The sequence below is a fragment of the Bacillus cereus group sp. BfR-BA-01355 genome, from assembly GCF_022663675.1.
GTDB lineage: Bacteria > Bacillota > Bacilli > Bacillales > Bacillaceae_G > Bacillus_A > Bacillus_A thuringiensis_S.
The window spans coordinates 1-15,027 of sequence record NZ_JAKUFY010000011.1 but is presented as its reverse complement, the minus strand read 5'-3'; the positions used below and the strand labels follow the sequence as shown (position 1 = coordinate 15,027).

The window sequence follows — 15,027 nt, the reverse complement described above, 5'->3', positions numbered from 1 at the left end:
GAGTGAAGACTAGTGATGAACATACTACATTTTTTATTAGAGAATACGGTTTTCCAAAATGTGTTACAAGATTTGCAGTTAAATGTCCTTTATATAGAAAATGGATGTAAGCATCAACAAACGATAGAAAATATCCATCCAAAATGTATGTTTATAGCAAATAATTTTGAAGAGGGCGAACTATTATTTCAAAGAACGAAACCGCACATTATAATTATGTATGTAACAGATTATTCTCAAATCAAATATATAAAGAATATGTATACCCCGCAAAGTACATTCATTGTCATTTGGGATCAACAAATAACAAAAGAATTTACAGATGTACTTGCATTAGGAATACGTAATATTGTAATAGCCCCTGTAACTCCACAAGCAGTATTAGAAGAAGTGAATAAGAGTTTGTATCAACTTTCTTTAGTAAGGCAAGTTAGTTTGCAACAGGAACTGCTTCAAACGATGTTTGATTTTCAAAATGATTTATTATTTATAGTAGAAGATGATGAAATTGTTGATTGTAATACAAATTTTTTAACTTTTTTCGGATATGAAAATTTGTTTGCCTATCGTGAGCAACATTTAGTATTTGCTGAACATTTTATTAGAGAAAATGGATACTACTCGACGACGCATGATATAACATGGCTAGACGATACTTTATCAAGTGGTAGAAGAATTAAGATGTCAAATTATGAAGGGGAAGTATCTACTTTTCTATTACGTGCGACACCATTGCCAGAAGATTTATCAAGATTTATTGTAAAATGCACGGAAATTACAGAATTAGATGAAATCTATCAAGAACAAGAAAGACTTGCTATGGTAGATTCATTGACAGAGATTTATAATCGTTTAAAGTTTCAACAAATACTAGAGGTAGAGTGGGAAAAGGTAATACGTAGTGATGAGAAAATAGCAATCATTTTATTTGATATAGATAATTTTAAAACAGTTAATGACACATATGGTCATGATTTTGGTGATTTGGCATTAATACAACTTGCAGAGCTTATGAAATCTAAAGTGGAGCAGCAACACGTATTTGCAAGATGGGGAGGAGAAGAATTCATTATATTAGTGACAAATACAGTAGAAAAGGAAGCATTTCAAGTTGCGGAGTCATTACGATTCTTCATTGAAACAAAGCAATTCACTGGAATTTCGAAGCTAACAGCTAGCTTTGGAGTTGCGTTATATGAACAAGGAACTACAAGAGAAGAATTAATGCAACGAGCGGACATTGCTTTATATGAAGCGAAAAAAAATGGAAAGAATCAAGTATGTGTGTACAGAAAAGAAAAAATGTAATTTTTCGCAACAAATTGTTGCGATTTTTTTTTATTGTTTGATAATAGAATAGGGGGACAATTTTTAGCGAAGGAATTATGGAGGATCGACATGATAAAAAAAGTAATGATAATGGCTTCACTGTCTGCTATAGTTGGCGGCGGAGTATACTATTTTCTTGTTAGCCCCAATATAAAGGAAAACACAGTATTAACAACTAAGGTGAATCCTACTATTGAACCAGAAGTGCAAGGGAATATAGAAGAAAAAGAAGAGCAACAAATTGATTATGCTAGCATATCTCAAAAATTAGATCAATATTTAGTCGGAAAGCAATTTAATGGAACAGTTTTGGTAACAGATAAAGAGCATGTTATATTGAATAAAGGATATGGCTATGCTGATGTTCAAAATAAAATTGAAAATACGCCTCAAACAAAATATCGTATCGGTTCTATTACGAAAACAGTTGTTGCCACATCTATTTTACAGCTGCAAGAACAAGGGAAATTGAATATTCAAGATAATGTAAATAAATATATTCCTTCATTTCCGGAGAATAAAAATATTACGCTATATCATTTATTAACACATACCTCTGGTTTACCTGAACACGCAAAAGGCAATGTTAATGCTGCTTCCCGTTTACAGTTAATTAATTGGATCGGACGTCAAAATTTAGAATTTCCTGCAGGAACAGGTTGGAGATATACAGATTATAATTATATGGTGCTTGCTTATATAATAGAACATATATCGAAAAAACCTTTAGGAGATTACATAAAAGAAAACATATTTGTAAAAGCAGATATGCATGAATCCGGTATGGGAAATATGGTACCTGGCGATAAAAATTTTACAAAGGGTTATGTGAAAAAAGATCAAGAGCTTGTACCAGCGCAGAAGTTAGGCATGGATTGGCTATATGGTTGTGGTGAGATGTATACGACAGTTGGAGATATGAAGAAGTTAGACGAAGCAATTATAAATGGAAAACTTCTTTCTGAACAAAGTATACAAGCAATGTTTTCACCTTCAGCAGAACGGAAATATGCATTTAGTTTTTATATATATGCAGATTATTTTCATAATCATGGTGTATTATCTGGTTGGAACACTTTTAATAATTTTAATAAAGAAAAAGGAACTTTTGTTATGTTATTTTCAAATGTGAAAAATAGTATGGATGATGACTTTAATAAAGAGTTCCGAAAGATGGTAAATGATTTATTAGAACAAAGGGGATGAGAAAATGGAACATAAAACTTTATCAATAGGTTTCATTGGTATTGGCGTAATGGGAAAAAGTATGGTTTATCACTTAATGCAAGATGGTCATAAAGTATATGTATATAATAGAACGAAAGCAAAAACAGATTCTTTAGTGCAAGATGGTGCACATTGGTGTGATACGCCAAAAGAGTTAGTGAAGCAAGTTGATATTGTAATGACAATGGTTGGATATCCACATGATGTAGAAGAAGTGTATTTTGGTATAGAAGGAATTATAGAACATGCAAAAGAAGGTACGATAGCAATTGACTTTACGACATCTACACCTACTTTAGCAAAACGCATTAATGAAGTTGCAAAAAGCAAAAATATATATACGTTAGATGCACCTGTCTCAGGAGGAGATGTTGGTGCGAAAGAAGCAAAACTCGCAATTATGGTAGGTGGAGAGAAAGAAATATATGATAGATGCTTACCTTTACTTGAAAAGTTAGGAACAAACATTCAATTACAAGGACCAGCTGGGAGTGGACAACATACAAAAATGTGCAATCAAATTGCGATTGCTTCCAATATGATTGGAGTATGTGAGGCTGTTGCTTACGCGAAGAAGGCTGGACTGAATCCAGATAAAGTGTTAGAGAGCATTTCAACAGGGGCAGCAGGTAGCTGGTCATTAAGTAATTTAGCTCCTCGAATGTTAAAAGGAGACTTTGAGCCGGGATTTTATGTAAAGCATTTTATGAAAGATATTAAAATTGCTTTAGAGGAAGCAGAAAAATTACAATTATCAGTCCCGGGCTTAAGTATGGCGAAAGAATTGTATGAAGAGTTAATTAAAGATGGAGAAGAAAATAGTGGAACACAAGTATTATATAAAAAATATATAAGGGGGTAAACGAGGTGGACCTTCAAAAGTTTGATGAGATGATTGATACTGTACAGCGAGCTACTTGTATAAAAATTAATGAAAAACAAAAAGAAGCTTTTAAACAAAAGTATGATTTTGAACCAGAATTTGAATATGGAAGAGATGAGAAGGGGCATTATGTAATTCGAACCTCAAAAAAGATGTTAGAAGAAATGGAGTTTTATTTGGCATTGAAATATGATCGTGATGGAGTGGATCTTTATATGCAAGCTGAGATTGACGGTATATTTCATGTATCTGTTAGCTATGGTGAAGATGCCCTACATCTACAAGAATTGTTTCAATTTCTAGAAGAAAATGAATAAAAGTCCTCATTTGAGGACTTTTATTTAGTCATCTTTAATTTTTATAATTATAAGTTAGAAGCGCGGCGGCATCGTTCAACCGGGAATGGGATAATTTGTGCGATGTGATTAGGACCCAATTGTTTTGTACGAGCATGGCGTATTATATAAAAAGCACACAGAATTGAAACAGGAATAGCGCCGAATAAACCAAATAATAAAGCGCTTACACAAGATGCGACAAATCCTAAAACACCAATTTCTAACTCTTCCATAATAGCTCCTAAAATAACTGGAAATGCTCCACATGTAACCCCAAGTATAAGTGCGATAAGTAAGCTCATGATTATCCCCCTCTGTTTGCGATATTATTTTCCTTCTTAATTAATTGTAGTATATCATATACAAAACAGAATTTTCAGAAAAAATTCAATAAATATTCAAAAAATGTTCAAAAAATATACTTGAAAAATCAAGGTGTTAAATTTGTGATGAAGTGGTACTTTTGAGTAAATAAAAAATCAGGCTTATTTCAAAAATGAAATAAGCCTGTTCCATAGGAGGATGTATATATGTAGAGTGAATAAAAGTTTGGAAAAGGGGGTCCAAGTCCTTTTATTCAACTAACTACCTTAATAGATTGGAACCCAGCCTTCAGTTGTCACAAAAATACGAATAGCTACAACTTGACGATCATCTTGCAAGGTAAAATAATGTCTTGCATTTTCAGGAACAGATATGAGATCGCCTGGCTCAAGTTCAACATCAAAGAATTTCCCATCTTTGCCTTCAATAGCGAAAATGCCATGACCACTGACGATAAAGCGAACTTCGTCATCTGTATGATGATGTTCTTTTTGGAAATTAATTAATAATTCGTCAAGGTTAGGTGTGCTATTTGAAAGTGAAATTACATCATGTGCTTTATAACCTCGACTTGCTGAAACATCAGCGATTTCTTTTGAAAAAACAGCTAATATTTCAGCTTTGTTTTCATCTGTTAACGAATAATTTTCATTTAAATGAGTAGGAAGTTTAGAAATGTTCCATTTCTCATATAAAACGCCTTCCTCTTGTAGAAATTTAGATACTTCCACTTCATTTTCAATGCGAGTATTTACTTCATGAATACGAATTTGCGCCATTAGAAACGCCTCCTTGAATTGATAATAGTTTTATATGAAATTGGAATAAAAACTCATAAGCTTCTAATCTTTTCTTTGCATCAAAGCTATCTCGGCCCCATACGGTAATACCGTGGTTACGGATTAATACTGCTCCTGAATCACCTTTTATATGCTTTCGGAAGTTTTCTCCAAGCGTTGGGATATGGGCATGGTTTTCGATAATAGGAATGTGAATTGTTGCACCTTCTTCCCAAATATCGAGAGCTTTAATAATTTCTTGATTTTGAAGGGTGACTGCATCATTATATAAATTTGTGATGACATTGTTATCAGTTGTATGAACATGAAGTACGCACCCGGCATTTGTATTGTTATAAATATGTGTATGCAATACTGTTTCTGCTGACGGGCGTAATTCAGTCTCTAATACGGGAACCCCTAAATGATCTACTAATAGAAAATCATCTGGAGTAGTTTTTGTTTTATCTTTACCACTTGCTGTAATAAGAAAAGTAAGGGGCTCATGACTAACCTTTATAGAAATATTACCACTCGTTGCCGGAAACCAATTTCGTGTTGTTAATTCTTTTTTTATCTCGCTTAAGTCATACCATTGACGAAAAAGTTGTTTCATAATTTCACCTCCAACAAATGTTTTAATTCATTTTGAATATCATGGAATGTTTCAAACGGTGTATAAGCAATATAATTCTCTTCACACTTTGTAATAAGGAAGTCACGAGCAAATACTTTATCTGCTTGTTTCGCAGCTTGTAAATCAGTAATTGAATCTCCAATCACAATATGGAAGTCATTCGTATCACTCAATTTACGGATGAGTGATGATTTACATAATCCGCAATGATTTTGACAATGATGATCACAAGGATGAGGCCAATTCACCGTAATGTATTCATTTGAAAAATCTGTTTCATTACAGTAAATTTGCTCTTTTGGAATGAGTCCTTGTAAGAGTGGATAGATGAAGAAATCCATTCCACCTGATATAACGTAAAAAGAAATGTTATTTTCATTTATAAATTGTATAAATTCATGAAAACCATTACGAATTTCAGCAGTTTCTATTAAAAATTGAATGATTTCATCGTGCAGATGAGTAGGTATTAATTGAAATAATTGAGAAACACCTTCTTGAATAGATAGCTCTTGTGATAAAATTCTATTCTTTACTTCTTCAGCTTCTGGTGGTGCGAATTTTTCCATAATGGACATAATGTTATCATTATTTGTAATCGTGCCATCGAAATCACAAAATACTTGAATACTCATAATTTCACCTCATGAGAGGGATTTCCCCATATTTGTAGTGCACTATGCAAATTTATGTCATCTACTTCATGGAGTGGTTTATTTTGCAAAGTAGCATCAATTGCAGTACGGAAAGCTTCACCACCGCCTTGCGCTCCATTTGGATGTCCATGTATCCCGCCGCCAGCATTAATAACAACATCTTTACCGAAATCTCGTACAATAAAGGGAACGAAACCAGGGTGAATACCAGCAGACGGAACAGAAAAGCTCTTCTTGAAAAATGCATCGTCTTCAGTTAAATATTTTGAGATAGCAAGAGCTTCCTCTTTTTCTAGCGCAACACTTCCGTATGGAGATGGGAATAATGAAAAGTCAGCCCCAGCATAGCGTAGTAGCTTTCCGAGTAATAATGGAGATGAAATTCCATATAACTTAGATGCTGAATAAGCACCACTTACAGCAGGGTGTGCCATAATAGGAACTGGGATTTCATCATCTTCTGCAAGTGATTGTAGTACATCTAGTCCGTAAGCAAATACGTTAAATAATAGAATATCAGCTCCAGCTTGCACTGCACGTTTCGCATTTTCTTTTAAATCAAAAGTTCGTCCTGTTAAATTTACGGCATATAACGTTTTATGTCCGTATGTTTCATATACGGATTGTAAAACTTCTTTTCCAGATACAATGCGTTTCGTAAGTGGTGTTAATGCATTTTCAAATAATATTTCATCATCTTTTACTATATCTACACCACCAATTGCTTGATCGCGTAATTGCGTTTTTAAATACCCAATATTTCGTCCAATCATTCCTTTAAAAATACTCATTAAAAGGGGACGATCATGCACTTGTAAAAGATTTCGAATACCATCTATCCCGAATTTTGGCCCAGGAAAATGTTTTTTTAACTCGTCTGAAAAAGTTAAGTCAATTAATTTTACTTCGCCATCAAGGGATAGCTTTCCAAATGTAGTCGTTAAAATTGCTGGTAAATCTGGACTGAAGTTTAATAACGGATATTCGATTTTAATAATTCCGCGTTTTACTTTTTTACGTAAATACGAATTTGTATGTTCATGTTCAGCTAATTCCACAATATGAATGACGTTGCCTTTATGTTGCTTTAATTGTTCTTGCAATAATTGTGGCAAATGAGTCCAAGAGCCAATTGTTAAACCAAGTGCAATTTGCTCAGCCTTTTTTTCTAAGTTATGTGAATCATCATGGATTAAATACGTCGCTATAATTCCGCTCATTGTTATAACCTCCTAGTTAAATAAAAAAACCTCTCAGCTAAGGAGAGGTTTTTTTACAACCAGCTCCTTATCTGTCAGCGTAATGCTGCGAGAATTAGCACCGTGTCTACAATTGTAGATCGGTTGCCGGGTTTCGTCGGGCTCGTCCCTCCACCTGCTCTTGATAAGAAGTATTTAGAAATGTTTAAATTTTTAAGATAACTGAATTTTGTCAGATATTTTTCATGTTGTCAATTACTTTTTGAAAAAATTTAATTTATCAATTCGATTAATGGCTTCCCGTAATCTATCTTCTGTATGCAAGAGACCAACACGGATATACCCTTCGCCATGTTCACCAAATCCAACACCAGGAGCAACTGCAACATGTGCTTTTTCTAGTAAAATATCAGCAAATTGCTCAGAGGTATATCCTTTTGGAACAGGAAGCCATGCAAAGAATGACCCTGTTGGAATGTCTACATTCCAACCAATTGATTGACAAGCCGAAATAAGAGCGTTTCGTCGAGATTCGTAACTATTTACAAGGTCTATTACGCAAGACTGTGAACTTAATAGTGCTTCGCGGGCAGCATCTTGAACTGCACCAAAAATACTAACATACATATGATCTTGTAATAAGTTAATGGTTTCAATGACACTTTCATTCCCTACTGCAAAAGCAATACGCCATCCAGCCATATTGAAAGTTTTCGATAGAGTGTAAATTTCAATACCTGTATTTTTAGCACCGTCTGCTTGCAAGAAACTAACAGGTTTTTGACCATCGAATCCAATCGCACCGTAAGCAAAATCATGAACCACTAATATATTATGTTTATTAGCAAAATGAATAGTTGCATCAAAAAAATCTTTTGATGCAGTAGCACCTGTAGGATTATTTGGATAGTTTAAAAACATTAATTTTGCACGCTCGGCAATAGAGTTATTAATTTTTGTGTAATCTGGTAAAAAGTTATTTTCTGCAATAAGCGGCATTGTTTCAAATTGTGCTTTTGCTAAAGCAACTCCTGATAAATAATCTGGATAGCCTGGATCTGGAACGAGAATCGAATCACCAGGGTTTGTAAAACAAACTGGTAATTCTACTAATCCAGCCTTTCCACCAAACAATATAGCAACTTCAGTTTTCGGATTTACTACTACATCATATTCACGTTGATAGAATGTTGCCACGGCTTCTTTTAAACTTTCATGTCCGCGAAATGGCGGATATTTATGATGAATGGTCTTTTCTGCAGCATCTTGTAAAGCTTTTACGATATGCTGCGGTGTTGGTTGATCTGGATTACCTTGACCTAGATTAATAACATCGTGACCAGCTGCAACGAATTTGTTAACTTTTGCAACAAGTGAAGCGAAAAATTGTGTTGGCAATGATGTTACTATCTCAGAAGGTTGAAATAATTTCATACTTTCCACCTCTTTTGAAAGTTGTTACAATTCTAGTGACAAATGATATAATCTTTCCAGTATTTTGTAAAGAGAAAAATAAGAATGGGGCTGAAAAAATGAAAGTCGCATGTATTCAAATGGATATTGTTTTTGGAGATGTAGAAAAAAATATTGAGAATGCTAAAAATAAAATAAGCGAAGCGATGAAGGAGAGACCGGATGTTATTGTCTTACCAGAATTATGGACAACAGGATATGATTTAGCAAGACTTTCTGAAATTGCAGATAGGGATGGATTGGAAACGAAAGAAAAGTTGAAAGAATGGTCGAAACAATATGGTGTACATATTGTTGGTGGTTCCATAGCGAAGCAAACAGAGCAAGGTGTTACAAATACAATGTATGTGGTAAACAAGGAAGGAGAACTAGTCAATGAATATAGTAAAGTGCATTTATTTCAGCTTATGGATGAACATAAATATTTAATCGCTGGAAATAGTACAGGTGAATTTAAGTTAGATGATGTAGAGTGCGCCGGCACAATTTGTTATGACATTCGTTTTCCAGAGTGGATGCGCGTTCATACTGCAAAAGGTTCAAAAGTTTTATTTGTTGTAGCAGAATGGCCATTAGTTCGTTTAGCACATTGGCGTTTGCTATTGCAAGCAAGAGCAGTTGAAAATCAATGTTATGTTGTTGCCTGTAATAGGGCAGGAAAGGATCCGAATAATGAGTTTGCCGGTCATTCTTTAATTGTCGATCCTTGGGGCGAGGTTGTTGTAGAAGCAAATGAAGAAGAATCAATTTTATTTGGAGAGCTTGTATTCGAGAAAATTAAAGAAGTACGTAAAGGAATTCCAGTTTTTGCGGATCGTCGTCCAGAATTATACAAATAAAATGTTGACAAGTGATTTTTATTCTTGGTATAGTCTTCAACATAAAGTTAAAAATTCAAAAAATTATACAACTCTTATCAAGAGCAGGTGGAGGGATTTGGCCCGATGAAGCCCAGCAACCGACCGTAATACCATTGTGAAATGGGGCGTTTATTACGCCAAAAGGCACGGTGCTAATTCCAGCAGAAAGTAAAACTTTCTGGCAGATAAGAGGGGAGAAGATAAACTTCAAACCTCTTTCTTAGTGGAAAGAGGTTTTTCTATGTTAGAAAAACCTCTGAATTTAAAAAGGGGGAGAAGACGATGGGATATTATTCATTAACAGAAATAACAGCTGTACAATATGCGAAAGATCATGGCTATTTTGAAGCGAAGGCAAATGTCGTTTGTCATGAAATTGGAGACGGAAACTTAAATTACGTGTTCAAATTAGATGATGGAGAGAAATCAATTATAATAAAACAAGCACTGCCCTATGCGAAAGTAGTTGGTGAAAGCTGGCCATTGTCTATAAAAAGAGCAACGATTGAAAGTAAGGCCTTACAAATTTTTGCGCAGTATGTACCGGATTATGTTCCAGCAGTGTACAGTCATGATGAAGAGTTAGCGATAACGGTAATAGAAGACTTATCAAGACTAACAATTACAAGAAAAGGATTAATAGGCGGAGAAGAATATCCGCTTTTATCCCAGCATATCGGCCGTTTTCTAGCACATGTTTTATTTTACACTTCAGATTTTGGTTTACAATCAGAAGAGAAGAGGGTACTAGAAGGTACCTTTGTAAATCCGGATCTTTGTAAAATTACAGAGGATTTAGTGTTTACAGATCCGTTTGGACATTATGATACAAATGATTATGAGCCAGATTTACAGCTCGTGGTTGATGAACTTTGGAGTGATAAAACTTTAAAACTAAAAGTAGCACAATATAAATATAAGTTCTTAACAAGAAAAGAAACTCTTATTCATGGTGATTTACATACTGGTAGTATTTTTTCGTCACCTTCTGAAACGAAAGTGATTGATCCAGAATTTGCGACCTATGGCCCATTTGGATTTGACATAGGTCAATTTATTGCAAATCTAGTATTAAATGCTTTATCTAGAGAAGAAGAAAAAAGAAGTGTACTATTTTTCCATATAGAAAAGACGTGGAGTTATTTTGTAGAGACTTTTACAAAGTTATGGATTGGAGAAGGTGTAGAAGCATATACGAAAGAAAAACAATGGTTACCAATTATTTTGCAAAATATCTTTACTGATGCTGTTGGATTTGCAGGATGTGAACTGGTTCGTAGAACAATTGGTTTAGCTCATGTAGCAGATTTAGATGAAATAGAAAATAAAGAAACAAGAATTCAAGCTAAGAAACAAGCGCTATCCTTAGGTAAAGAACTAATAAAATATGAATCTAAAAGTGCGGATATTCAACTGTTTCGAACATTATTTCAACAGACAGTTTCAGGGGGCGTAAAAGCGTGAGTACAATTGTTACTGTTCCGAGATCTGTAAGTTGGAAAGGTGATGCAATTGCGGTATTAAATCAAACGAAATTGCCGCATAGCACAGAATATAAAACATTGACGACTATTGAAGAGGTTTGGAAAAGCATCGTAATGTTAGAAGTACGAGGAGCGCCTGCAATTGGAATTGTAGCTGCATTTGGCTTGGCGCTTGCATCAAAAAAATATAACACTGTACATATTGAAGAATTTCAAAAGAAGTTTAATAGAGATTGTAATTATTTGGGGACGTCACGCCCGACAGCGGTCAATTTATTTTGGGCAATTGATCGTATGAGAGAATCTATTCGAGGGATTACTACAATAAAAGGAGCACAAAAAACATTAGAAGAAGAAGCGCTTCGCATTCAGCAGGAAGATGAAGAGGTGTGCCGAAATATTGGGGAATATGCGTTAACATGTTTTAAAGATGGCGATAATATTTTAACAATCTGTAACGCTGGAAGTATCGCAACTGCCAGATATGGAACTGCATTAGCTCCCTTTTATATTGGGAAAGAGAAAGGTGTGCGTTTACATGCATATGCGTGTGAAACGAGACCAGTTTTACAAGGTGGTCGCTTAACGACGTGGGAATTGAAGCAAGCAAATATTAATGTGACCCTTATTACAGATAATACTGCAGCTCATGCTATTCAAACGAAAGAAATAGATGCAATTATTGTAGGGGCGGATCGAATTGTCGCAAATGGAGATACGGCAAATAAAATAGGGACAATGAATTTAGCTATTTTAGCAAAGTACTTTGATATCCCATTTTATGTTGCTGCGCCACTGTCAACATTTGATGTTACGAAAGAAACTGGCGCCGAAATAATTATTGAAGAAAGAGATGAAACAGAAGTTACGAAAATCTTTGGAAAACAAGTAGCACCAATCGGAACGAATGTTTATAACCCTGCATTTGACGTAACACCGAACGAATTAATTACAGGAATTATTACTGAGAAAGGTATTATAAGCGGGGATTATAAACGAGAAATTGCATCATTATTTGAAAAACAGGCTAATACATAATAGCTTGTTTTTTTATGCCTAAATGCATTGTTTTCTCTTACTTATATAATGAAAGGAGGGGAAGAGGATGGAAGAGTGGATCAAGATGATAGGTAATGTAGGGTTTCCAATTGTTGTAACATTATATTTACTCCACCGTATTGAAAGTAAATTAGAGGGGGTAATTGTTGCAATTGAGAAGCTCCCGCGGCAATTACTAAAGTACGAAGATCCTCGCGATAAAAAATAAAGTTTGCTCTTCTTGAGCAAACTTTATTTTTTATTGAGCAGTATAGCCACCATCGATAACGACAGCTTGACCAGTTATACCTTTCGCTTTTTCACTCGCTAAAAACATAGCATAATCAGCGATTTCTTGTACTTGTAGCAAACGCTTCTGTGGTACAAGTGGATAAATGACATCTTCTAAAACATTTTCAAGTGGTACATTTCGTGTAGTAGCTAAGTCTTGTAGTTGATTACGTACAAGAGGGGTATCGACATAACCAGGGCAAAGGGCATTAACAGTAATACCATGCGTAGCACCTTCTAAAGCGGCAACTTTTGTTAATCCAATTACGCCATGTTTTGCACTATTATAGGCAGCTTTTCCAGCAAACCCGACCAGGCCGTTAATAGAAGCGACATTAATAATACGACCATATTTTTGTTGTTTCATAATCGGAAAGGCATGCTTAATTGCGATAAACGGAGCAATTTGCATAATTTGAATTAGTAGCTCGAACTTTTCAGTTGGAAAGTCTTCAATGGGTGAAACGTGTTGCATTCCTGCGTTGTTAATTAATATATCTAATGAACCGAAATGATCAACTGTTTGAGAAATTGCTGCTGTAATTTCCTCTTCAGATGTAACGTCACATTTTAAACCGATAGCTTGAAAACCTTCATTTTGTAATTGTTTAGCAGCTTCTTTCGCACGTTCTTCAAGACGATCAGTAATCACAACTTTTGCACCTTCTTTTGCAAAAGTACTTCCCACTTCATACCCAATACCACTCGCAGCACCTGTTAAAAAGACAACTCGATTTGTAACCATGATGAAAAACATCCCTTCATAATAAAGTTTTCATAGTGCTCTATTTAGAGAGGTTATAATGAAATTCCTGCAAACATTTGGAAAAAATATCGTTAGCTATCTTGTTTTGCAAAATAGTCTTTGCTATACTATTTTGTAAAGCAAGATACTTACGCTTATCTATCTTGTAAAACAAGATAGTAGGAGGATTTGAATTATGTCGACAAGTCAAATGCTGAAAGGGATCTTAGAAGGATGCTTACTTGCTATTATTTCTGAAGGCGAAATATACGGTTATGAAATGAGTGAGAAGCTAGCAAAGTATGGTTTTACAATGGCGAGTGAGGGAAGTATTTATCCGTTATTAATACGAATGCAAAAAGAAGGGTTAATAACAAGCGTAATGAAGGAATCTCCATCTGGTCCAAAGAGAAAATATTACACATTAACAGAAAAAGGCGAGGAAGCACTTGATGAATTTATGGATCGCTGGGAAGCGATGCAAAGTAGTGTAGAACGTTTACTTGAAGGGAAGGGAAGGAGAAAATAATGTTATCAAGTGAAGCACGAAAGTTTTTGTTAGATATGAGATTATTTTTGACGGCAAAGAGTGTGAAAGAAAGTGATATTGAAAACTTTTTAGAAGACGCAGAACTTCATTTAATAGAAGGTGAGAGTGAGGGGAAGAGTGTAGAAGATATTTTCGGAAGCTCACCGAAAGAATATGCAAATGAACTTGTAAAAGTGATGGAAAGAGATAGACAGGAAACGTGGAAGCAAATTGGTTTTACAGTAATGAATATCGTATCTTTTTGGATTATTGCTTCTATCTTAATAGTGAGTAATGGAATGTTACAGATTTCACTTATTCAGTGTATCGGTTACAGTTTTTCATTGATTTTAGTTGTTATGGGTCCTAATTTTCTACTTCGCAAAATGACCTTCGTCACAAGCTTTACAAAAACATGGTTTTCTATGTGGTCTTTAGTTATGATTGCTCCATTGTTTTTATTAGGAGCTGTTACGATATTAGATGTGATATATCCTACAAAAATGCTCACATTCACCGAAGTCCAAAGTTATATATTAGCTGGTGGGATTTTTATCATCACAGTAGCTATAAATATATATTTTGAAGGATGGTTTAAAAACTTATATTTAATCATTCCGCTTTCTATTATGTTAATGTTTAAAACATTTACATCTGAAGATCTTATGCCAATGTTATTTCAAATTATATGTTTATACGGAAGTTTGTTTATTTTAATTTTCCTTGAAATTATGATGAAGACGAATAGAAGAGAAACGGTTAAATAAAGGGGGATTATCATGAAGGTTTCTAAAGAAGGTGAAAAGTTTTTAATCGATACGAAAGTATATTTAATAACAAATGGGATTAAAGAAGAAGATGTGGACGCTTTTCTTGCAGATGCAGAACTTCATTTAATAGAAGGCGAGAAAGAGGGAAAGACAGTAAGTGACATATTTGGTGACTCACCAAAAGAGTATGCGGAAGAATTAGCGAAAGAGATGGAGAAGGATAAAAGCGGGAGTATAAAAAGTATTTTAGGGATGATTATTGGTATTGGTGGATATTGGTTACTTACTAATATATTATTTGAAAATCCTAATCATAAATTTACGTTAACGAATGTACAATTGATTGGATACCCAATTGTTTTAATGATTACTATTGTAAGTATAATATTTGCTTTTAAAATGTCATCATTTAAGAGTAAAATAAAAGAATTTAGCATTATTTATGTAGCAGCTTTGTTACCAATT

At 34.4% G+C, this 15,027-nt stretch carries 18 protein-coding genes and 2 riboswitches; of the genes, 11 read left to right on the top strand and 7 right to left on the bottom strand.

Going from position 1 to position 15,027, the window contains the following annotated elements; all coding sequences use genetic code 11:
• Window positions 1-15: 15 nt before the first annotated feature.
• The 4 genes from MR167_RS05725 to MR167_RS05710 all read left to right on the top strand — a co-directional run bounded on the left by MR167_RS05725 (window position 16) and on the right by MR167_RS05710 (window position 3,756).
• Window positions 16-1,308: a GGDEF domain-containing protein gene (locus tag MR167_RS05725; protein WP_001023182.1), complete on the top strand. Its 1,293-nt coding sequence runs from the start codon at window positions 16-18 to the stop codon at window positions 1,306-1,308.
• Between the two features lie 90 nt (window positions 1,309-1,398).
• Window positions 1,399-2,535, top strand: a complete 1,137-nt coding sequence (locus MR167_RS05720) for a serine hydrolase (protein ID WP_000592890.1) — start codon at window positions 1,399-1,401, stop codon at window positions 2,533-2,535.
• Between the two features lie 4 nt (window positions 2,536-2,539).
• Window positions 2,540-3,418 (top strand): NAD(P)-dependent oxidoreductase, encoded by an 879-nt coding sequence (locus tag MR167_RS05715; RefSeq protein ID WP_000400426.1) that lies wholly within the window; start codon window positions 2,540-2,542, stop codon window positions 3,416-3,418.
• Window positions 3,419-3,423: 5 nt separating this feature from the next.
• Window positions 3,424-3,756 (top strand): DUF3909 family protein, encoded by a 333-nt coding sequence (locus MR167_RS05710; protein ID WP_242314172.1) that lies wholly within the window; start codon window positions 3,424-3,426, stop codon window positions 3,754-3,756.
• Window positions 3,757-3,803: 47 nt separating this feature from the next.
• Here the strand turns inward: MR167_RS05710 and MR167_RS05705 are convergent, their stop codons facing one another.
• The 6 genes from MR167_RS05705 to MR167_RS05680 all read right to left on the bottom strand — a co-directional run bounded on the left by MR167_RS05705 (window position 3,804) and on the right by MR167_RS05680 (window position 8,806).
• Window positions 3,804-4,079: a hypothetical protein gene (locus MR167_RS05705; protein ID WP_000054662.1), complete on the bottom strand. Its 276-nt coding sequence runs from the start codon at window positions 4,077-4,079 to the stop codon at window positions 3,804-3,806.
• Window positions 4,080-4,367: 288 nt separating this feature from the next.
• Complete coding sequence (locus tag MR167_RS05700; protein WP_000057322.1) at window positions 4,368-4,880, bottom strand: 1,2-dihydroxy-3-keto-5-methylthiopentene dioxygenase; 513 nt, start codon at window positions 4,878-4,880, stop codon at window positions 4,368-4,370.
• Window positions 4,858-5,496, bottom strand: coding sequence for a methylthioribulose 1-phosphate dehydratase (locus tag MR167_RS05695; protein ID WP_000811337.1), 639 nt, complete (start codon window positions 5,494-5,496; stop codon window positions 4,858-4,860). Before MR167_RS05695 ends, MR167_RS05700 begins: the two co-directional genes overlap by 23 nt.
• Window positions 5,493-6,152 (bottom strand): 2-hydroxy-3-keto-5-methylthiopentenyl-1-phosphate phosphatase, encoded by a 660-nt coding sequence (mtnX, locus tag MR167_RS05690; RefSeq protein WP_242314170.1) that lies wholly within the window; start codon window positions 6,150-6,152, stop codon window positions 5,493-5,495. The genes MR167_RS05695 and mtnX overlap by 4 nt, the downstream gene beginning before the upstream one ends.
• Window positions 6,149-7,393 carry a 2,3-diketo-5-methylthiopentyl-1-phosphate enolase gene (gene mtnW, locus MR167_RS05685; RefSeq protein ID WP_242314168.1) on the bottom strand — a complete coding sequence of 415 codons (1,245 nt, stop codon included), beginning with the start codon at window positions 7,391-7,393 and terminating at the stop codon, window positions 6,149-6,151. The genes mtnX and mtnW overlap by 4 nt, the downstream gene beginning before the upstream one ends.
• Before the next feature lie 64 nt (window positions 7,394-7,457).
• A riboswitch (SAM riboswitch) is annotated at window positions 7,458-7,563 on the bottom strand.
• A gap of 64 nt (window positions 7,564-7,627) precedes the next feature.
• Complete coding sequence (locus MR167_RS05680) at window positions 7,628-8,806, bottom strand: pyridoxal phosphate-dependent aminotransferase (RefSeq protein ID WP_000765506.1); 1,179 nt, start codon at window positions 8,804-8,806, stop codon at window positions 7,628-7,630.
• A gap of 14 nt (window positions 8,807-8,820) precedes the next feature.
• On the opposite strand from MR167_RS05680, the gene MR167_RS05675 reads away from it, so the two are divergent.
• From MR167_RS05675 to MR167_RS05660, 4 genes are all read left to right on the top strand, one after another.
• The gene (locus tag MR167_RS05675; protein ID WP_002162505.1) at window positions 8,821-9,684 is read left to right on the top strand and encodes a carbon-nitrogen family hydrolase; all 864 of its coding nucleotides are present in this window, start codon (window positions 8,821-8,823) and stop codon (window positions 9,682-9,684) included.
• A gap of 71 nt (window positions 9,685-9,755) precedes the next feature.
• Window positions 9,756-9,897: riboswitch (SAM riboswitch) on the top strand.
• A gap of 90 nt (window positions 9,898-9,987) precedes the next feature.
• Entirely contained in the window at window positions 9,988-11,169 is a 1,182-nt protein-coding gene (mtnK, locus tag MR167_RS05670) for an S-methyl-5-thioribose kinase (protein WP_079245881.1), read from the top strand.
• Window positions 11,166-12,227, top strand: coding sequence for an S-methyl-5-thioribose-1-phosphate isomerase (mtnA, locus tag MR167_RS05665; protein ID WP_000104617.1), 1,062 nt, complete (start codon window positions 11,166-11,168; stop codon window positions 12,225-12,227). Before mtnK ends, mtnA begins: the two co-directional genes overlap by 4 nt.
• A gap of 67 nt (window positions 12,228-12,294) precedes the next feature.
• Window positions 12,295-12,456 carry a YvrJ family protein gene (locus tag MR167_RS05660; RefSeq protein ID WP_000393336.1) on the top strand — a complete coding sequence of 54 codons (162 nt, stop codon included), beginning with the start codon at window positions 12,295-12,297 and terminating at the stop codon, window positions 12,454-12,456.
• 30 nt (window positions 12,457-12,486) lie between these two features.
• Here MR167_RS05660 and MR167_RS05655 read toward each other — a convergent pair whose 3' ends face one another.
• Entirely contained in the window at window positions 12,487-13,263 is a 777-nt protein-coding gene (locus MR167_RS05655) for a 3-hydroxybutyrate dehydrogenase (RefSeq protein ID WP_242314166.1), read from the bottom strand.
• A 196-nt stretch (window positions 13,264-13,459) separates the two neighbouring features.
• On the opposite strand from MR167_RS05655, the gene MR167_RS05650 reads away from it, so the two are divergent.
• The 3 genes from MR167_RS05650 to MR167_RS05640 form a co-directional block, all read left to right on the top strand.
• Window positions 13,460-13,792, top strand: a complete 333-nt coding sequence (locus tag MR167_RS05650; RefSeq protein WP_000107977.1) for a PadR family transcriptional regulator — start codon at window positions 13,460-13,462, stop codon at window positions 13,790-13,792.
• Window positions 13,792-14,559: a DUF1129 domain-containing protein gene (locus tag MR167_RS05645; RefSeq protein ID WP_242314164.1), complete on the top strand. Its 768-nt coding sequence runs from the start codon at window positions 13,792-13,794 to the stop codon at window positions 14,557-14,559. Before MR167_RS05650 ends, MR167_RS05645 begins: the two co-directional genes overlap by 1 nt.
• A 12-nt stretch (window positions 14,560-14,571) precedes the next feature.
• Window positions 14,572-15,027 (top strand): HAAS domain-containing protein (locus MR167_RS05640; protein ID WP_481746698.1); only part of this gene is annotated, 456 nt, incomplete at its 3' end.